Source organism: Streptomyces sp. SudanB182_2057, from assembly GCF_964272715.1.
Taxonomy (GTDB): domain Bacteria; phylum Actinomycetota; class Actinomycetes; order Streptomycetales; family Streptomycetaceae; genus Streptomyces; species Streptomyces rubradiris.
In genome coordinates this window covers 4,862,868-4,881,502 of the sequence record NZ_OZ186798.1, presented here as the reverse complement: position 1 = coordinate 4,881,502, position 18,635 = coordinate 4,862,868, and the positions used below count along the sequence as shown (strand labels likewise).

The following is an 18,635-nucleotide window of genomic DNA, read 5'->3' as shown; positions in this document are numbered from 1 at the left end:
ACGGTTTCGTACGTGTGCTGGGTCACGAACGTGAAGAGCCCGTAAGAACGACGCCTCCGACCCGGGCGCCCCGGCCACGAGTTGCCGGTGCCCGGTGCCCGGAAAAGCATGGGGAGGGTGAGCTATCTGCGCTTCCCCCACCTCAGCGGCGACCTGCTGTGCTTCGTGGCCGAGGACGACCTCTGGCTGACCCGCCTCGGCGCCCCGGAGCGCGCCTGGCGGCTCACCGCGGACCGCACCAAGGCCGGCCACCCGCGCTTCTCCCCCGACGGCCGCCACATCGCCTACACCTCCTGGCGCAGCCTCGTCCCGGAGATCCACCTCGTCGACGTGGAAGGCGGCGGGCCCGCGCGCCGGCTGACGTACTGGGGCAGCGTCGACACCCAGGTGTGCGGCTGGACCCCGGACGGCGACATCCTGGCCGTCGCCTCCCACGGCCAGCCCTTCTCCCACTTCACCTGGGCCTACAAGGTGCCGCCCGACGGCGATCCGGGCGGCCGGCTGCCCTGGGGCCCGGTCTCCGACATCCAGGTCACCGGCCTCGGCGGCGAGCGCCGGACCCTGCTGCTCACCGGCACCCCGCCGCACGAACCGGCCTCCTGGAAGCGCTACCGCGGCGGCGCCACGGGCCGCCTGTGGCTGCACGGGCAGCGGCTGCTGGCGGACCTCGGCGGCCATCTGGCCTGCCCCATGTTCGTCGCCGGCCGGATCGCCTTCCTCTCCGACCACGAGGGCGTCGGCAACCTCTACTCCTGCGCTCCCGACGGCACCGGCCTGCGCCGCCACACCGACCACGACGCCTTCTACGCCCGGCACGCGGCGAGCGACGGCAGCCGGGTGGTGTACCAGTGCGCGGGCGACCTGTGGCTGGTGGACGACCTGTCCCCCGGCGCCGGACCGCGCCGGCTCGACGTCCGGCTCGCCGGACCGCGCACCGGCCGCCGCCCCTATCAGGTACCGGCCGCGCAGCACGTGGACGGCGTCTCCGTGGACGAGACCGGCCGGGCCAGCGCGGTCGTCGTCCGCGGCAGCCTGTACTGGCTCACCCACCGCGACGGCCCGGCCCGCACCCTCACCGAGACGCCCGGCGTACGGGTACGGCTGCCGGAGATGCTGGGCTCGACCGGGCAGGTCGCCTGCGTCACCGACGCCGAGGGCGCGGACGCCGTCGAGATCGCCCGGCTCCCCCGGGCCACCGGTGACCGCGCCCCCCGCCGGCTGGCCTCCGGCGCCCTCGGCCGGGTCCTGGAACTGGCCTCCGACCCGCTGGGCGAACGGCTGGCGGTCGCCTCGCACGACGGACGGCTGCTGCTCATCGACGTGACGGACGAGCCCGAAGAAGGGGCCGCGGACGACACGGGCACGGTCACCGAGCTGATCCGCTCCGGCAACGGGCCCGTCCGCGACCTCGCCTTCTCCCCGGACGGCGCCTGGCTCACCTGGTCGCACCCCGGCATCGGCCGCTCGCTGAGGCAGATCAAGCTGGCCCGCATCAAGGACCGGCTGATCGTGGACGTGACCAACGGCCGCTTCGAGGACGAGAACCCGGTCTTCACCCGCGACGGCCGCTACCTCGCCTTCCTGTCCTGGCGCGGCTTCGACCCGGTCTACGACGTGCACACCGGCGACCTGTCCTTCCCGCTCGGCTGCCGCCCCTACCTCGTCCCGCTGTCCTCGGCGACCCCCTCCCCCTTCGCGCTCAGCCCGGAGGGCCGGCCGGCCGCCGGCGGGCTGGATCCGCTGGAGGACGAGGAGACCGGCGAGGCCGGCACGGTCACGGTCGAGGTGGAGGGGCTGGCGAACCGGGTCACCCCGTTCCCGGTGATCGCCTCCAAGTACTCCGGGCTGGCCCCGGTGGCGGGCGGCGGCCTGGTCTGGCTGCGCTGGCCGATCTCCGGCGCGCTCGGCGAGACCTTCGTCAACCCGGCCGACGTCAGCGGGCGCCCGACCCTGGAGTACTTCAACATCACCAAGGCGAAGAAGTCCGAACTGGTCGACCACCTGGACTGGTTCGCGGTCAGCGGCGACGGCACCCGGCTGGTCGTGGTGGACGAGGGCGACCTGCGGGCGGTGCCATCGACCGAGGTGGGCGACGGCGACACGACCGTGTGGATCGACGCGCGCCGCATCCTGCACGAGGTGGACCCGCCCGCCGAGTGGCGCCAGGCGTACGACGAGGCGGGCCGGCTGATCCGCGCCTACTTCTGGGACCCGGGCATGTGCGGCATCGACTGGGACGCGGTCCTCGACCAGTACCGCCCGCTGGTCGAACGCGTCGCCTCCCCCGACGAGTTCGCCGACCTGCTGCGCGAGGTACTGGGCGAACTGGGCACCTCCCACGCCTATGTCACCGCCGCCCGCCGCAACGAGGGCCCGGCCCACTACCAGCGCTGGCAGGGCCTGCTCGGCGCCAACTTCGTCTGCCACGACGGCCGCTGGCTGGTACGGCGCATCCTGGCCGGCGACTCCTCCGACTCCCGGGCCCGCTCCCCGCTGGCCGGCACGGGCATCCGCGAGGGCGCCGTCCTCACCCATGTCGACGGCCGCCCGGTCGATCCGCTGACCGGCCCCTACCCGCTGCTCGCCGGTTCCGGCGGTACGACCGTGGAGCTGACGTTCACCCCGCCGGACGGCGAGCCCGGCGGACCCCGGCGGGTCGCCGTCGTCCCGCTCGTCGACGAACGGCCGCTGCGGTACCAGGACTGGGTGGCCAAACGCCGGGACGTGGTGCGGGAGTTGAGCGACGGCCGGTGCGGCTATCTGCACATCCCCGACATGGGCGGCTCCGGCTGGGCCCAGTTCAACCGCGACCTGCGCATGGAGATGTCCCGGCCGGCGCTGATCGTGGACGTGCGCGGCAACGCGGGCGGGCACATCAGCGAACTCGTGGTGGAGAAGCTGACCCGTACGATCCTGGGCTGGGACCTGACCCGGGACGCGCAACCGGTGTCGTACGCCTCCAACGCGCCGCGCGGGCCGGTGGTGGCCCTGGCCGACGAGGCGACCTCCTCGGACGGCGACATGATCACGGCCGCCTTCAAGCTGCTGGGGCTGGGCCCGGTCGTCGGCCAGCGGACCTGGGGCGGAGTGGTCGGCATGACCGGGCGGCACCGCCTGGGCGACGGCACCGTCATCACCGTCCCGATGAACGCGGCCTGGTTCGACGCCTACGGCTGGTCCGTGGAGAACCACGGCGTCGCCCCCGACGTGGAGGTCCTGCGCACCCCCGTGGACTGGGCCGAGGGCCGCTACCCGGTGCTGGGCGAGGCCGTCCGGCTGGCCCTGGAGCTGCTGGAGACCCACCCGGCGGCGGTCCCCCCGGACTACTCCGGCGTGCCCGACCGGACCCGCCCGAAGCTGCCGCCGAGACCGGCCGGGTAGACGGGGCGTGGGGTGCCCTCCGGCGAAGGGCACCCCACGTCATGGGTCTGAGACCGGACTAGGCGTCGTAGTCCTGGTTGAACCGGTCCCGCACCTGCTGCTCCGTGTCCTCGATGTCACGGTGGTTCTGGGTGCCGCGCTGCGGCTGGCCCTGCCGGCCCTGCTGACCGGCCTTCTGGCGGGCCTGACCCGCCTTCTCCTGGGCCTTCTCCTTGGCCTGGCGGGACTTGTCCTGCATCTGGTCCTTCATACCCATGTGGGTTCACTCCCGTGGTGGGTGGGGGGTTGGCCCCTCGCTGGGGCCTCGACCAGATTCACACGGGCCAACACCCGCCGCATGTCGATCAGTTACGGTGCGTGGCGCGGGCCGCCTCGTCGGCCGCCCCACCTGCGCCGACGAGCCCGGAGGACATCCCCCGCAGCCGGGGCGCGAACCGCTTCATCTCCCGCTGCCCGACCGTCCCGATGAGCGCCGGCAGATAGCCGCGCACCCCCTGCATGCCGCGCAGCCACCACTGCCCGTACACATGCGCCGAGCGCCGCTCGATCCCGGCGACGAGCCGGTCCACCGCCGGGCCCAGCGGATAGGTCTTGTTCGACGGCCAGGGCAGCCGCTGCCGCAGCTCGCGCATCACGTCGTCCCTGTCGGCGCCGCGCACCATGTCGGTGTCGGTCCACGACAGGTAGGCCACGCCGACCCGCACGCCCTGGTAGCCGACCTCGGCGCGCAGGCTGTGCGCGTACGCCTCCACACCGGCCTTGGACGCGCAGTACGCCGTCATCATCGGCGCGGGCGTGAGCGCGGCCAGCGAGGCGATCTGCAGCAGATAGCCCCGGCTCTCCGCCAGCACCGGCAGGAAGGCGCGCGCGGTCACCGCGGAACCGATCAGGTTCACCTCGATCACCCGCCGCCAGGCCACCGGATCGGAGTCCGTGAACGGACCGCCGGTCGCCACACCGGCGTTGGCGACGACGATGTCGACCTTCCCGAAGTGCTCCTTCACCTCCCGCGCGACCCGGCTCATGGTCTCGTGGTCGGTGACGTCGGCGTACCAGTAGGCGCTGTCGTGGTGCAGCCGCCCGGAGACCTCCTTGAGCGCCTCCTCCTCCAGCCCGACCAGCGCCACCCGCGCCCCGCGCGCGGACAGTTTGCGCGCCAGCAGCTCACCGACACCGCGCGCGGCCCCCGTGACGACCGCGACCTGTCCTTCCAGGCTCACCCTGCTCATGCGCCCTCCTTGATCCGCACGGGGGCGGCCCCCGTGACATACGTGCCGACGAGTTCGCGGATGCGGCCGGTCACCGTCTCCGGCGCCTCGACGGGGGTCATATGACCGACGCCGGTCAGCTCGGTGAGGCCGAGGCAGTGCGGCAGCGCGGCGGCCAGCGCGCGGGCGTGCACCGGGGGCGTGAGCCGGTCGGAGGCGCCGCACAGCACGGCGGTGGGCACGGTCAACCGCCGTACGCCGTGGTCGAGATCGAGCGTGGCCAGCACCCCGGACCACGCGTGGCGCACCGCGCGCGGACAGGCGTGCACGATCCGCGCGCACGTCTCGACCCGGTCCGGGGCGCAACCGGCGCCCATGGTGGCGTACTTGAGGACGCTCTTCGCCACCGGCGTGACCGGTCCGAGCGGGGCGCGCGAGCCGAGGACGCGCCCGGTGAGCCAGGTGCGCAGGCGCCCGGCGCGCAACGGCACCACACGCGACTCGGCGACCAGCCGCGAACTGCCCGTGCTGCACAGCAGGACGGCGGCGGCGTGCTCCCGGAAGCCGGGGCGCCCGGCGGCGGCCATGACCGTCATGCCGCCCATGGAGTGGCCGGCGATCACCGCCTGCTCCCCGGGTGCGAGGGTCCGCGCGAGCACCGCTTCCAGGTCGTCCGCCAGCGCGTCGGTGGTGCACACGGGGTTCGCCGGGCTGCGCCCGTGCCCCCGCTGGTCGTAGACGATCACTCGGTGACCGGCGGCCAGGTCCCGTATCTGCGCCGCCCAGAACGCCGTAGAGCAGGTCCAGCCGTGGGCGAGCACGACGGCGGGCGCGTCCTCGGGGCCGTGCACCTCGACGTGCAGCCGGGCGCCGTCGGCGGAGACGGCGGTCAGCGTGCGGGCGGGGACGGGCGGGGCGCAGGGGCCGGTGGCGGCCGGGGCGCGGCGGCTCACGCGAGGGCCTCGCTCCGGCGGCCGGCCACCGGCGCGGGCTTGCGGATCACCTCGTACTCCGCGAGGTCCACCCGCCGGGTGGCGCGCCGGAACTCGGTGGTCGTGCCGGGCCAGATGGTGGTGTTGCGGCCGCTCGGGTCCAGGTACCAGCTGGTGCAGCCGCCGGTGTTCCACACGGTCCGCTTCATCCGCTCCTGGACCCGCTCGTTCCAGGCGTCCACGGCGGCGGGCCGGGCGTCCAGGGCGGTGCGGCCCCCGAGGACATCGAGCTGGCGCAGGTAGTCGGCCAGGTAGTTCAGCTGGGACTCGATCATCAGGATCATGGAGGAGTTGCCCAGGCCGGTGTTGGGCCCGATGACCGTCATGAAGTTCGGGAACCCGGCCGCCGAGGCGCCGCGCAGCGCCCGCATGCCGTTCTTCCAGGTCTCCGCGAGCGTGGTCCCGTCGGCGCCGACCACCCGCTCGGCGATGGGCATGTCCGTGACGTGGAAACCGGTGCCGAAGATGATCGCGTCGACCTCGGTCTCGGTGCCGTCGGCCGCCACGACCGTGGAGCCGCGGATCTCGGTGAGCCCGCTCGCGACGACGTCCACGTTGGGCCGGGCGAGCGCCGGGTAGTACTCGCTGGACAGCAGGATCCGCTTGCAGCCTATGCGGTAGTCCGGGGTGAGCTTGGCGCGCAGGGCGGGGTCCTTGATGGCGCGGGCCATGTTCCGCTTGGCGAGCTGTTCGACGAGCCCGAGTTCGTCGGGGCGCTTGGTGAACGCCTGCACCTGGAGTTCCCGGATGCCCCACAGCAGCCCGCGCCGGGCCTGCGCGGTGACCGGCAGCCGCCGGTGCAGCCAGCGTTCGGGCCCGCTGATGGCGCGGTCCACGCGGGGCATCACCCACGGCGGGGTGCGCTGGAAGAGGGTGAGCCGGCCGACCCGCGGCTGGATGGCGGGCACGATCTGGATCGCGGAGGCGCCGGTGCCGACCATGGCGACCCGCTTGCCGCGCAGGTCGTAGTCGTGGTCCCAGCGGGCGGAGTGGAACACCTTGCCCGGGAAGGAGTCCAGGCCCGGGATCTCGGGGATCTTCGGGTCGGACAGCGGCCCGGTGGCGGAGACGACGACGTCGGCGCGCAGGGTGCCGCGGGTGGTCTCGATGGTCCACCACAGGTTCTCGGCGTCCCAGGTCATCAGCTTGACCTCGGAGTCGAACCGGATGTGCGGGCGCAGCCCGAACAGGTCGGTGACGTGCTCCAGGTAGGCGCGGATGTGCCGCTGCCCGGAGAAGGTGCGCGGCCAGTCGGGGTTGGGCGCGAAGGAGAAGGAGTACAGGTGCGAGGGCACGTCACAGGCGCACCCTGGGTAGCTGTTGTCCCGCCAGGTGCCGCCGACGCTGCCGGCCCGTTCCAGGACCACGAAGTCGGTGACTCCCTCCCGGCGCAGCCGCACGGCGGCCCCCAGCCCGCCGAACCCGGACCCGATCACCGCCACCCGTACATGCTCGTGCTCGGCCATCCCGAAGCCTCCACGCATCACCTAGGAACCGCGCCAGTGAACACTGGCGCAATGGGACTGTAGAGCAGCTCCGTACCGAGCGGTAGGGGGCTGGGAAGGGAAAGTTACCGGGGGTACACCTTAGGCTGCGGGCGTGGCAGAGGACGCAGAGCACAGGGAAGGCCCGCGCGAGTACCGCATGGAGGAGCTGGCCCGGCTGGCCGGCATCACCGTGCGCACCCTGCGCTTCTACCGCGAGCGGGGGCTGCTCCCGCCGCCCCGCCGCGAGGGGCGCATCGCGTGGTACGACGACCACCACCTGGCCCGGCTGCGCACCATCGCGGCGCTGCTGGAGCGCGGCCACACCCTCAGCGGTATAGCGGAACTCGCCGAGGCCCTGGACCAGGGCCGCGATGTCGCCGACCTGCTGGGCGTGGGCCCGCCCACCGAGGAGGAGCCGGTCCGCCTCACCCCCGAGGAACTCGCCGCCCGCTTCGAGGGCGAGGTCACGCCCGAGAACCTGGCCGCCGCGATGGAGCTGGGCTATCTCGGCACCGACGGCGACGAGATCGTGCACATCAGCCGGCGGCTGCTGGACGTCTCCTCGGCGCTGGTGCGCGAGGGCATCCCGCTCGCCGAGGTGCTGGCCGCCGCCGCCCGCGTCCGCGAGCACGCCGAGGCGCTGGCCGGCCTGTTCGCCGACGTGATCTCGCGCCACGCCCCCGAGGACGACCTGCGGCGGCTGCGCCCGCTGGCCCGCAGCGTGGTGGAGGCGGAACTCTCCCTGGCCCTGGACCGCCGGCTGAACAAGGGGGGCCGGGGCGGCCCCGAGGGCGCCTAGAGGTCGTAGACGACGGTCACCGGCGCGTGGTCCGACCAGCGTTCGGCGTGCGTGGCGGCCCGCTCCACGAATCCCTTGACCGCCCGGCCGGCGAGCCCGGGGGTGGCCACGTGGTAGTCGATGCGCCAGCCGGAGTCGTTGTCGAAGGCCCGCCCGCGGTAGGACCACCAGCTGTACGGCCCCTCGGTGTCCGGGTGGAGGGCGCGCACCACGTCGACGTACCCGCCCTCCCCGGCGGCGAACACCCGGCCGAGCCAGTCCCGTTCCTCGGGCAGGAAGCCGGAGTTCTTGGTGTTGCCGCGCCAGTTCTTCAGGTCGGCCTCGCGGTGGGCGATGTTCCAGTCGCCGCACACCAGCACCTCGCGCCCGTCGGCGGCGGCGCGCTCGCGCAGCTCCTTGAGATGGACGAGGAACTCGGCCATGAATCGGACCTTCTCGTCCTGCCGTTCGGTGCCGACCTCGCCGGAGGGCAGATAGAGGGAGGCGACGGTGACGCCGGGCAGCTCGGCCTCCACGTACCGGCCGCTGCCGTCGAACTCGGCGGAGCCGAAGCCGACCCGGACCCGGTCGGGCTCGCGCCGGGTGTAGAGGGAGACGCCCGCCCGGCCCTTGGCCGCGGCCGGGGCGTGCACGACGTGCCAGCCGTCGGGCTGCCGGACCTCCTCGGGCAGCTGGTGCGGCTCGGCGCGCACCTCCTGGAGGCAGACGACGTCCGCGTCCGTCCCGGCGAGCCACTCCACGAAGCCCTTCTTGGCGGCGGCCCGCAGCCCGTTCACGTTCACGGTGGTCACAGTCAGCACCCCGGCACGATACCGGCACACTGGGCGGGGTCCGAAAAAACCCGGGACCACCCCCGACTGCATAGAAGTACGATGCCCAGCATGAATATACGCCGCGTTCGCTTCGATCACCCCGACGCCGTCAAGCTCAACGACGTGGTCCAGGCCGAGTACCACCTGCGCTACGGCGACGGCGGCGACGCCACGGTCCTGGCACCCGAGGAATTCGACCCGCCCCGGGGCGTCTACCTGATCGCGTACGACGAGCGGGACCGCCCGGTGGCGACCGGCGGCTGGCGCAGCCAGGACCTCAACGACGAGGGCTACGAGGACGGCGACGCCGAGCTGAAGCGCATGTTCGTCATCGAGGAGATGCGCGGCCGGGGCCTGGCCCGCCGCATCCTCGCGGCCCTGGAGGAGGACGCCCGCGCGGCCGGCCGGGTCCGCATGGTCCTGGAGACCGGCACCAAGCAGCCGGAGGCCATCGCCCTGTACACCTCCAGCGGCTACGAGCCGTGCGCCAAGTTCGGCTACTACCGCCACTACGAGGAGAGCCTCTGCTACGCCAAGCGCCTGTGAGCCACGGCACCCTGGTCGCCGGGGTGCCGTCCGGCACCCTCGGCGCCCCGTAGACGACGAAGATCCCGCCGGTCGTGATGACCGACGGGATCTCATCGTGCAGTGGACCTGAGGGGATTTGAACCCCTGGCCCCCTCGATGCGAACGAGGTGCGCTACCGGACTGCGCCACAGGCCCTTGCAACGAGTGAAACTCTAGCATCCCGATCCGGGTGCTCGGAAATCCGCTCCCTGACTGGTCAGGGCGGGGGTGACCGAGGTCACTCGTTGGCGGCGCGGGGCCGGTCGCCGTCCTCGTACTGGTCGAACAGCGGCGTACGGCCGCGCTCGCGTGCCCGGCGGGCCGCGGCGGGGCCGGCGCCGCGCGAGCGGGTCCGCGGCTGCGGGCGGGCCTCCCCGCGGGCGCCGGCCGGCCGCTCCGCCGCGGCCGGCTCCGGGCGTTCGCCCGTCCCGTCCTGCGGCGCGCGGCCCGCCTCCTGCTCCGGCACGACCGCGCTGGAGCGCGCCGAGCTCCAGGTGTCGGGCGCCCCGAGGTCCACGTCGGAGGTGGCGCGCGGGGCGACGGGCGCGGTGACGTACGTCGGCAGGGGCACCGGCACCGGGTCCCAGCTCTCCCCGTGCCCGGGCCGCCGCTGCCGCTCGCGCTGCTGGTCGACCCACTCGGCATGGTCGGTCTGCTCCACGAGCGCCCGCCGGTCGGCGGCGAGCGCGGACAGCTCCGCGTCGTCCGGGCCGGCGTCCTGGCCCGCGTCCGCCTCGTCCGCGCCCGTGTCCTCCTCCAGCGACGCGCGGGTGCGCGGCCGGCGTTCCCGCAGGCGCTGGGCGGCGGCCTCGGCGCGACGGCGGTCCATCTGGTAGGCGAAGCGGCGCCGTTCCTGCGCCCGCAGATAGGCGATGTAGGCGCTGAGCAGCACGGCCGGGACACCGGGTGCCCAGAGGAAGGCGAGCCCGCCGACGGCGGCGATGACCGTGCCGAGGGTGAAGGCGAGGAAGAGCATCACCGTGGTGCGACGGCGGCGCGCGAGCACCTTCGAGCGCTGGGCGCGCGCGGCGGCCGTCTGCGCCGAGGACGCGCGCCGTGCCACCGGTTCACGCTGCGGGGCGGGCACGGAGGCGGGGTCGGGCGCCGGCGCGGGGGGCCGGCCGGAGGCCGGCTCGGCCTCCGCGACCGCCTCCGGCCCGTCGTCCAGGGGCTCGGCGTCCAAGCCCTCCTGACGGCGGGTCGGAGGCACGGCGAAGGCCCGGACGTCCACCGAGTCGGTGACGGCGTCCGGGTCGACGGCGTCCGGCTCCCCCTCCTGGGCGGAGCGCGCCCGCAGGTCCCTGGCGTACCGGCGCTCCATGCCCGCCCGTCCGGAAAGCAGCCGGATGGCGGTGCTGAAGCGTTCCGTCGGACGGGCCTCGTTCAGCTCGTCCTGCCTACGGAGCCACATCGGCACCAAGTAGGCGGCCCAGGCCCCGACAATGACTGCGTAGATGAGGCCGCTGCTGCTCACGCCTCACACGGTAGAGGGGTTTGCGTGAGGCCATCCGCCAATTGGGCCGGTGTGTCGCACGATCTGGCTGATATTTCCAGCATTTTTCGCGACGATGCGATTTTCATTAATCGAACATATTTTCAATTCACGGGCTCTCGGTGCGCTGAGCCCGCTGAGAGCGTGCCCGGTGCCACCGCGTGAGCAAACCGTCGGGCACCTCTTCCGCGGTGAGCGCGAAGACGAGATGGTCGCGCCAGGCGCCGTCGATGTGCAGATAGCGCGGCCGCAGCCCCTCCTCGCGGAATCCGAGTTTCTCCACCACGCGCCGGCTCGGCCGGTTCTCCGGGCGAATGCAGACCTCGACGCGGTGCAGGCCGACGGTGCGGAAGCAGTGGTCCACCACGAGCGCGACCGCCGTCGGCACCACCCCGCGCCCGGCCACCGCCTCGTCCACCCAGTACCCGATGTGCCCCGAGCACATCGAGCCCCAGGTGATCCCGGCGACCGTCAACTGCCCCGCCAGCCGCCCCTCGTACTCGATGACGAACGGCAGCATCCGGCCCGCGCCGGCCTCCGAGCGCAGGTGCCGGACCATCTGACGGTAGGTCGGCCGGTGCGCCACCGGCCCGCTCGGCGCGGGCGGCGGGATGGTCGCCTCCCAGGGGCGCAGCCAGTCGCGGTTGCGCCGGTTCACCTCGCGCCAGGCCCGCTGGTCGCGCAGCTTTATCGGCCGGAGGACGACCTCGCCGTCCGCCAGCACCACGGGCCAGGAAGGGCTGTTCAGCTCGCACCCCCACTGCCGGGTCTCGGGTGGTCGCCGCCGCGGATCTGGTCGACGGCGTGCACCAGCAGCGGCTCCAGCACGGCCAGGCCGTCGCGCACCCCGCCGGTCGACCCGGGCAGGTTCACGATCAGCGTCCGGCCGGCCACGCCCGCCAGACCCCGGGACAGCGCGGCGGTGGGCACCTTCTCCCGCCCGTGGGCCCGGATCGCCTCGGCGATGCCCGGCACCTCGCGGTCGATCACCGCGCGGGTGGCCTCCGGGGTGCGGTCGGTGGGCGAGATGCCGGTGCCGCCGGTGGTGACCACGACGTCGTACCCGGCCGCGACGGCCGCCCGCAGGGCCTCCTCCACGGGGGCGCCGTCCGGGACGACCCGGGGCCCCGCCACGTCGAGACCGAGGGCCCTGAGACCGTCGGCGACCAGCGGGCCGCCCTTGTCCGGGTAGACACCCGCGGCGGCCCGGTTGGACGCGGTGATCACCAGGGCGCGGTAGCTCATGCCCGGCTCCAGTCGCCCGACTTGCCGCCCGTCTTCTCCTCCACGCGCACGTCCGTGATGACCGCCCCCTTGTCGACCGCCTTGACCATGTCGACCACGGTGAGCGCGGCGACCGTCACCGCGGTGAGGGCCTCCATCTCGACACCCGTGCGGTCCGTGGTCTTCACGGTGGCCCGGATCTCCACGGCGTCGTCCGCGACCGACAGGTCCAGTGTCACACCGGACACCGACAACGGATGGCACAGCGGGATCAGCTCAGGGGTCCGCTTGGCCCCCATGATCCCGGCGATGCGCGCGGTGGCCAGGGCGTCGCCCTTGGGCATCCCCTCGCCGCGCAGCAGCTCGACCACGCGCGGTGAGACGAGGACCCGGCCGGCGGCGCGGGCGGTGCGCGCGGTCACGTCCTTCCCGGATACGTCGACCATGCGGGCCGCACCCGCCTCGTCGATGTGCGTCAGCCGTTCCTGCGTACTCATGCTGTGGCGCTCCCGGTCCGGGCCCGCGCGGTGCGGAGCGCGGGCCTGCTGTGCGCGCAACGGTACCGCCAAGCCGGGCCGGACAGCGGACCAGGATCGTCCTGTGGACGGGCACGCGCGCGTGCCTCAGCCGAGCAGCACGACCTCGACCTCGCCGCCGGGCTCCACGGACTCCGTGTCCTCGGGGACGACGATCAGCGCGTCGGCCCTGGCGAGCGCCGCGATCAGGTGCGATCCGGCTCCGCCCACGGGGGTCACCTCGCCGTCGGCGTACCGGCCGCGCAGGAACTGGCGGCGGCCCCGGGGCGAGCGCAGTGCCGCGTCCGCCTTCAGCGTGGCCCGGATGCGGGGGCGGTGGAGTCCGGTCAGGCCCATCAGGGCGCGGATGGCGGGGCGGACGAACAGCTCGAAGGAGACGTACGACGACACCGGGTTGCCGGGCAGGGCCAGCAGCGGGGTGTGCTCGGGGCCGACGGTGCCGAAGCCCTGGGGCTTGCCGGGCTGCATGGCGAGCCTGCGGAACTCCACACCGCCGCCCGCCTCCTCCTCGTCGCCGACGGACGACAGCGCCTCCTTGACGACGTCGTAGGCGCCCACGCTGACCCCGCCGGTGGTCACCAGCAGGTCGGCGCGGATGAGCTGGTCCTCGATGGTGGTGCGCAGCGTCTCGGCGTCGTCGGCGACCGCGCCCACCCGGTAGGCGATGGCGCCCGCGTCCCGCGCGGCGGCGGTGAGGGCGAAGCTGTTGGAGTCGTAGATCTGCCCGGGGGCCAGTTCCTCGCCGGGCTGCACGAGTTCGCTGCCGGTGGACAGCACGACCACGCGCGGGCGCGGGCGCACCCGGACCGTGCCGCGGCCGATCGCGGCGAGCAGCGCGATCTGCGGCGCGCCGAGGACCGTACCGGCCTCCAGGGCGAGTTCGCCGGCCCGTACGTCGCTGCCCTCGGCCCGCACGTGCGCGCGTGCCTCGGCGGGCCGGTACACGTGCACCTGCCCCTCCGCGCCCTCGGGGGCCAGGCTGCGCGCCCGCATGCCGCTCGCCGGGCCCTCGCCGAGCCCGCCGTCGGTCCACTCGACGGGGACCACGGTCTCGGCGCCGGGCGGCAGCGGGGCACCGGTCATGATGCGCGCGGCCTGCCCGGGGCCGACCCGCACCGGATCGGCGGCGCCGGCCGCGACGTCCCCGACGACCTCCAGGGCGGCCGGGAACTCCTCGCTCGCGCCGGCGACGTCCGCGACCCGCACCGCGTACCCGTCCATGGAGCTGTTGTCGAACGGGGGCAGGGAGACCGGCACCGTGACGTTCTCCACCAGGACGCAGCCCTGGGCGTCGAGCAGTTGCAGCTCGATGGGCTCCAGGGGGCGGACGGTGGCGAGGATGTCGTCCAGGTGCTCGTCCACCGACCACAGGTCGTCCGGGCCGGCGGGGCGGGGCGCGGCGCTGCTCAAGGCTGCTGCATCTCCTCGGCTACGTAACTGCGGAGCCAGGTCCGGAAGTCCGGGCCCAGGTCCTCACGTTCGCACGCGAGTCTGACAATGGCACGCAGATAGTCGCCGCGGTCGCCGGTGTCGTAGCGGCGGCCCCTGAAGACGACGCCGTGCACGGGGCCGCCGACCTTCTCGTCCTGGGCGAGCTGCTGGAGGGCGTCGGTGAGCTGGATCTCGCCGCCGCGGCCGGGCTCGGTCTCGCGCAGGACGCCGAAGACACCCGGGTCCAGGACGTAGCGGCCGATGATCGCGTAGCTGGACGGGGCGTCCGCCGGGTCCGGCTTCTCCACCAGTCCCGTGACCTTCACCACATCACTGTCGACGGTGGCCTCCACGGCGGCGCAGCCGTAGAGGTGGATCTGCTCGGGGGCGACCTCCATGAGGGCGACGACGCTGCCGCCGTGCTGCTCCTGGACCTCGATCATGCGCCGCAGCAGCGGGTCGCGGGGGTCGATCAGGTCGTCACCGAGGAGGACGGCGAAGGGTTCGTGGCCGACGTGCGGGGCGGCGCACAGCACGGCGTGACCGAGTCCCCTGGGGTCGCCCTGGCGGACGTAGTGCATGGTGGCCAGGTCGCTGGACTCCTGCACCTTCGCGAGCCGCTCGGCGTCGCCCTTCTTCTCCAGCGCGGATTCCAGCTCGTAGTTGCGGTCGAAGTGGTCCTCCAGCGGGCGCTTGTTGCGTCCGGTGATCATGAGGACGTCGTCGAGCCCCGCCGACACGGCCTCCTCGACCACGTACTGGATCGCCGGCTTGTCGACGACGGGCAGCATCTCCTTGGGAGTGGCCTTGGTCGCCGGCAGGAACCGGGTGCCGAGGCCGGCTGCGGGAATGACAGCCTTGCTGATCCTGGAGTGGGACTGAGTCATGCCCGCCACAATATCGGGTGCCTTTGTGCGGAAACTGTGGCTCGGGTGGCTTACCGCTCATATGAGCGGCATGACGGAAGGCGGCGAGGACGGCCGGTGGAACACGACGGGCCCGCGGGCGGTCCCGACAAGCGCGCGCTGCGGCGGGAGTTGCTCGGCGCGAGGAACGGATTGACGGCGGTCGGCGTCCGCGAGGCGGGCCGCGAGCTGGCCGAGCGCGCCCTGGAGCTGCCCGAGCTGGCCGCGGGACGGACGGTGGCGGCGTACGTCTCGGTGGGCGGCGAGCCGGCCACCCTGCCGCTGCTGGAGGCGCTGCGCGCGCGAGGGGTGCGCGTGCTGCTCCCCGCGCTGCTGCCCGACAACGACCTGGACTGGGGCGAGTACACCGGCCCGGACTCACTCGAACAAATCCGGCACAGCGGGAAGATGGCGCTTTTCGAACCCTCCGGCCCGCGTCTCGGCCCGGACGCCGTGACGGGCGCGGACGTCGTCCTGCTGCCGGGTCTCGCGGTGGACGCGCACGGGATGCGCCTGGGGCGCGGCGGGGGCTCCTACGACCGGGTGCTGGCCCGGCTGGAGCGCGCGGGCGCGCGCCCCCTGCTCGTGGTGCTGCTCTACGACACGGAGGTCGTCGCGCACGTCCCGGCCGAGGCGCACGACAGGCCGGTGCACGCCGTGGTGACGCCGTCGGGAGTGCGCCGCTTCCCGGGCGCCTGACCCCGGCGGACCGGAGAACTGTCTCCGGGACGGGAACGGCCCTCCACGCGCGCGTGGAGGGCCGTTCTCAGCGGGGTGCCGTCGAGGTCACGGCTCGAGGACGAGGGTGTCGCTCGTGCCCTTGTCCACCGCCTTGCCCGAGAACGACCAGGGCAGCAGCTCGCCCTCGGCCCACTTGCCGGTCTGGTCGGTGTAGTGCGCGTTGAACGCGTGCCCGGAGGCGCCGGCCAGGTTGATCCACTTCGACTTGTCCAGGTCGGCGAGGTTGACGACCATCCGCATGGACGGCACCCAGACCACGTCGTAGCCGCCGGCCGCGTTCCAGCCGGTCGCGTTCACCGCGGCCTCGCCGCCGCTGAGCTTCCAGGGGCCGCGGTTCAGCAGGAGCTGAAGGGCCTTGGGGCCCTCGGTGCCGAGCGTCTGGTTCTTCAGGAACAGCCGGTGCAGCCGGCCCCAGCTCCAGGTGTCGATGTCCTTGCCGAGCTTGGCGGTCAGCTCCCAGCGGGCGTCGATCATGGCCCGGGCGAAGAGCTGGTCACGGTTGGCCGCGCCGGGGCGGGTGCCCGACTTGGGCGCCTTCCACCAGTCGCTGTCCGGCTTGTCCATCAGGGTGCGCACGACCTCGAACCAGCGGTCGCCGCCGTCCGGCTGCGCCTGGTCGGCGTCGCGCTGACCGCACTCGCGCACCTTGGTGTCGTCGTCCACCGGGCCGGTGCTGTCGATCTTGTCGACCCACAGGCACTGCCCCTTGACCCGCAGCTCCTTGGGCATCTTGTTGCCGAAGGCCAGCTTGAGGACGTTGCGCCAGACGGCGTTGAAGTACGCCGCCGCCGCCGAGTCGGCGTCCTGGGTGTAGTCCCAGCCCTCCAGCAGCTTCTGCGCCTGGCGGACCTCCGGGTCGGCCAGTTCGATCTTCAGCAGCTTGGGCACCAGGAGCTTGGCGATCTCGCTGCTGTTGTCCAGCTGCATCTGCCGCATGTCGTCGGTGGAGACCTTGCCGCCGCCCTTGATCTTGGACTCGATCAGGTCGGTGACGCGCTGGCTGCGGGTGCCGTAGCCCCAGTCGGCGGTCAGCGTGTACGGGTACTTCTCCGGGTCGACCACGGCCTGGTTGGCGGTGACGATGTAGCCGCGCTCGGGGTCGTACTCGTAGGGCAGTTTGTCCTGGTCGACGAAGCCGGTCCAGCGGTACTTCGCGTCCCAGCCCGGCACCGGGACGGCGCCGGTGACGCCCTCCGAGCGGGTGGGGATCCGGCCGGGCAGCGTGTAGCCGATGTGGTTGTCCGTGCTGGCGTAGACCAGGTTCTGCGAGGGCACGTCGAACTGGGCCGCCGCCGCGCGGAACTCGCTCCAGCCGGACGCCTTGTCCAGCGCGAACACGGCGTCCATGGTGGTGCCCGGGTCGAGCGCGGTCCACCGCAGCGCGATGCCGTAGCCGTCGCCGCGGTCGGGCGCGGCGGTGTTCACGGTGGCCTTCTTGCCGACCTGGACGAGTTCGTCGTCGCGGTCGGACAGCAGCGGCATCCCGTCCTGGGTCTGGCGGACGACGATCGTCTTGGACTTGCCGCCGGCGACCTTGATGGTCTCCTCGCGGGTCTTGAACGGGCGGACCTTGCCGTCGTAGAGGTAGCCGTTCGCGCTGACCTTCTCCAGGTAGAGGTCGGTGACGTCGACACCGGAGTTGGTCAGGCCCCAGGCGATCTTCGCGTTGTGGCCGATGATCACACCGGGCATGCCGGCGAAGGTATAGCCCGAGACGTCGTACTGGCACTTGTCGGAGACGCTCCGGCAGTGCAGGCCCATCTGGTACCAGACGGACGGCAGCGACGCCGACAGGTGCGGGTCGTTGGCGAGCAGCGGCTTGCCGGTGATGGTGTGCTTCCCGGCGACCACCCACGAGTTGGAGCCGATGCCCTGGCCGTTCACGCCGACGGCCGTGGGCAGGTCGTCCAGGACCTCGGTGAGGCCCTCCAACTGGCCGCTGAGCGTCGATCCGCCGCCGGTGGCGGTGGAGGAGCCGGAGGTGCCCGCCGCGCCCTGGGAGGAGCCGGTGAGGCCGCCGGCGGCGCCGGTCGTGCCCGTGGTACCCGTCGTGCCGGTGGTTCCCGTCGTGCCCGTGCCGCCGGTCGTGCCCGTCGTGCCCGTGCCCGTCGTGCCCGTGCCGCCGGACGTGCCCGTGGCGCCGCTCTGCTCGAAGGCCTGGGTCAGTTCGTCGTACTGGCCCTCCTGCACGATCGGCTTGTTGCGGCCGGCCGGGTAGGCCGGGTACAGGTCCTGGATCTGCTGCGGGCCGAGGCGGCTGGTCATCAGGGCGCGGTCGATCTCGTCACGCATGTTGCCGCGCAGGTCCCAGGCCATCGCCTTCAGCCACGACACGGAGTCGACCGGGGTCCACTTCTGCGGCTTGTAGTCGTTGGTGAGGCCCAGGGCCGCGTACTCGAGGGAGATGTCCTTGCCGTTCTTGCCCTCGAGGTAGGCGTTGACGCCCTTCGCGTAGGCCTGGAGGTACTTCTTCGTGGCGGCCGACAGCTTGGTCTCGTACTCCTGCTCGGCGATCCGGTCCCAGCCGAGGGTGCGCAGGAACTCGTCGTTCTCCACCTGGCTCTTGCCGAACATCTCCGACAGGCGCCCGGAGGTCATGTGCCGGCGCACGTCCATCTCGTAGAACCGGTCCTGCGCCTGGACGTAGCCCTGCGCCATGAACAGGTCCGCGTCCGAGGAGGCGTAGATCTGCGGGATGCCGTAGCCGTCCCGCTTCACGTCGACCGGGCCGGACAGTCCGTCGAGCCGGAGTGTGCCGGTGGTCTGCGGGAAGGAGGCGCGGACGGTGCTGATCGTCCAGTACGCCCCGTAGGCGATGCCTCCGATGACGGCCAGGACCAGCACCATCACGATCAGGCGGGCTTTGCGCCCCTTCTTCCTGCCGGACTTGACGGACGTGGCACCCGTGGTGGCGGTGTCACCCGTTGTGGCGGTGGTGTTGGGGGGCATCGCTGTCCTTGCTGTCCTAACGCGAGCGGCAGGTCGGGCTGTGACTTTGAATGAGCGCTGGAGCAACCATAGGCGCAGGGCCCCGTCCCGCTTGACGCGGAGTCGTGAACC

General features: G+C 73.0%; 16 protein-coding genes and 1 tRNA gene. 4 read left to right on the top strand and 13 right to left on the bottom strand.

Features of this window, described 5'->3' with window-relative positions; translation table 11 throughout:
- Positions 1-117: 117 nt before the first annotated feature.
- Positions 118-3,381: a S41 family peptidase gene (locus ACSURM_RS21525; protein ID WP_436957163.1), complete on the top strand. Its 3,264-nt coding sequence runs from the start codon at positions 118-120 to the stop codon at positions 3,379-3,381.
- Between the two features lie 58 nt (positions 3,382-3,439).
- On the opposite strand, the gene ACSURM_RS21520 is transcribed toward ACSURM_RS21525, so the two are convergent.
- The 4 genes from ACSURM_RS21520 to ACSURM_RS21505 all read right to left on the bottom strand — a co-directional run bounded on the left by ACSURM_RS21520 (position 3,440) and on the right by ACSURM_RS21505 (position 7,047).
- On the bottom strand, positions 3,440-3,637 hold the full coding sequence (locus ACSURM_RS21520) for a hypothetical protein (RefSeq protein ID WP_030779080.1): 198 nt from the start codon (positions 3,635-3,637) through the stop codon (positions 3,440-3,442).
- 88 nt (positions 3,638-3,725) lie between these two features.
- Positions 3,726-4,610 (bottom strand): SDR family oxidoreductase, encoded by an 885-nt coding sequence (locus tag ACSURM_RS21515; protein ID WP_436957161.1) that lies wholly within the window; start codon positions 4,608-4,610, stop codon positions 3,726-3,728.
- A complete protein-coding gene (locus ACSURM_RS21510) occupies positions 4,607-5,542 on the bottom strand; it encodes an alpha/beta fold hydrolase (RefSeq protein WP_436957160.1) in 936 nt (311 codons plus the stop codon). The genes ACSURM_RS21515 and ACSURM_RS21510 overlap by 4 nt, the downstream gene beginning before the upstream one ends.
- Positions 5,539-7,047, bottom strand: coding sequence for a flavin-containing monooxygenase (locus ACSURM_RS21505; RefSeq protein WP_436957158.1), 1,509 nt, complete (start codon positions 7,045-7,047; stop codon positions 5,539-5,541). Before ACSURM_RS21505 ends, ACSURM_RS21510 begins: the two co-directional genes overlap by 4 nt.
- A 178-nt stretch (positions 7,048-7,225) precedes the next feature.
- On the opposite strand from ACSURM_RS21505, the gene ACSURM_RS21500 reads away from it, so the two are divergent.
- Entirely contained in the window at positions 7,226-7,867 is a 642-nt protein-coding gene (locus tag ACSURM_RS21500; RefSeq protein ID WP_436961159.1) for a MerR family transcriptional regulator, read from the top strand.
- On the opposite strand, the gene ACSURM_RS21495 is transcribed toward ACSURM_RS21500, so the two are convergent.
- Positions 7,864-8,667 (bottom strand): exodeoxyribonuclease III, encoded by an 804-nt coding sequence (locus ACSURM_RS21495; protein WP_359411199.1) that lies wholly within the window; start codon positions 8,665-8,667, stop codon positions 7,864-7,866. The genes ACSURM_RS21500 and ACSURM_RS21495 overlap by 4 nt on opposite strands.
- An 81-nt stretch (positions 8,668-8,748) precedes the next feature.
- Here ACSURM_RS21495 and ACSURM_RS21490 point away from each other — a divergent pair, with 81 nt between their 5' ends.
- Positions 8,749-9,225 carry a GNAT family N-acetyltransferase gene (locus ACSURM_RS21490; RefSeq protein ID WP_359045702.1) on the top strand — a complete coding sequence of 159 codons (477 nt, stop codon included), beginning with the start codon at positions 8,749-8,751 and terminating at the stop codon, positions 9,223-9,225.
- 103 nt (positions 9,226-9,328) lie between these two features.
- On the opposite strand, the gene ACSURM_RS21485 is transcribed toward ACSURM_RS21490, so the two are convergent.
- From ACSURM_RS21485 to galU, 7 genes are all read right to left on the bottom strand, one after another.
- Positions 9,329-9,402: transfer RNA gene (locus ACSURM_RS21485), tRNA-Ala, on the bottom strand.
- 82 nt (positions 9,403-9,484) lie between these two features.
- Positions 9,485-10,720: a divisome protein SepX/GlpR gene (gene sepX / locus ACSURM_RS21480; protein WP_436957155.1), complete on the bottom strand. Its 1,236-nt coding sequence runs from the start codon at positions 10,718-10,720 to the stop codon at positions 9,485-9,487.
- Positions 10,721-10,847: 127 nt separating this feature from the next.
- On the bottom strand, positions 10,848-11,465 hold the full coding sequence (locus ACSURM_RS21475; protein WP_359045706.1) for a GNAT family N-acetyltransferase: 618 nt from the start codon (positions 11,463-11,465) through the stop codon (positions 10,848-10,850).
- Positions 11,466-11,482: 17 nt separating this feature from the next.
- Complete coding sequence (locus ACSURM_RS21470) at positions 11,483-11,983, bottom strand: MogA/MoaB family molybdenum cofactor biosynthesis protein (RefSeq protein WP_289967993.1); 501 nt, start codon at positions 11,981-11,983, stop codon at positions 11,483-11,485.
- Entirely contained in the window at positions 11,980-12,459 is a 480-nt protein-coding gene (moaC, locus tag ACSURM_RS21465; protein ID WP_436957153.1) for a cyclic pyranopterin monophosphate synthase MoaC, read from the bottom strand. Before moaC ends, ACSURM_RS21470 begins: the two co-directional genes overlap by 4 nt.
- Positions 12,460-12,585: 126 nt before the next feature.
- Positions 12,586-13,908, bottom strand: coding sequence for a molybdotransferase-like divisome protein Glp (glp, locus tag ACSURM_RS21460; protein ID WP_436957151.1), 1,323 nt, complete (start codon positions 13,906-13,908; stop codon positions 12,586-12,588).
- Complete coding sequence (galU, locus tag ACSURM_RS21455) at positions 13,905-14,816, bottom strand: UTP--glucose-1-phosphate uridylyltransferase GalU (RefSeq protein WP_436957149.1); 912 nt, start codon at positions 14,814-14,816, stop codon at positions 13,905-13,907. Before galU ends, glp begins: the two co-directional genes overlap by 4 nt.
- 96 nt (positions 14,817-14,912) lie before the next feature.
- Between galU and ACSURM_RS21450 the strand changes: the two genes are divergently transcribed.
- Positions 14,913-15,533, top strand: coding sequence for a 5-formyltetrahydrofolate cyclo-ligase (locus ACSURM_RS21450; RefSeq protein ID WP_436957148.1), 621 nt, complete (start codon positions 14,913-14,915; stop codon positions 15,531-15,533).
- Between the two features lie 87 nt (positions 15,534-15,620).
- Here the strand turns inward: ACSURM_RS21450 and ACSURM_RS21445 are convergent, their stop codons facing one another.
- Positions 15,621-18,524 (bottom strand): penicillin acylase family protein, encoded by a 2,904-nt coding sequence (locus ACSURM_RS21445; protein ID WP_436957147.1) that lies wholly within the window; start codon positions 18,522-18,524, stop codon positions 15,621-15,623.
- Positions 18,525-18,635: the final 111 nt, after the last annotated feature.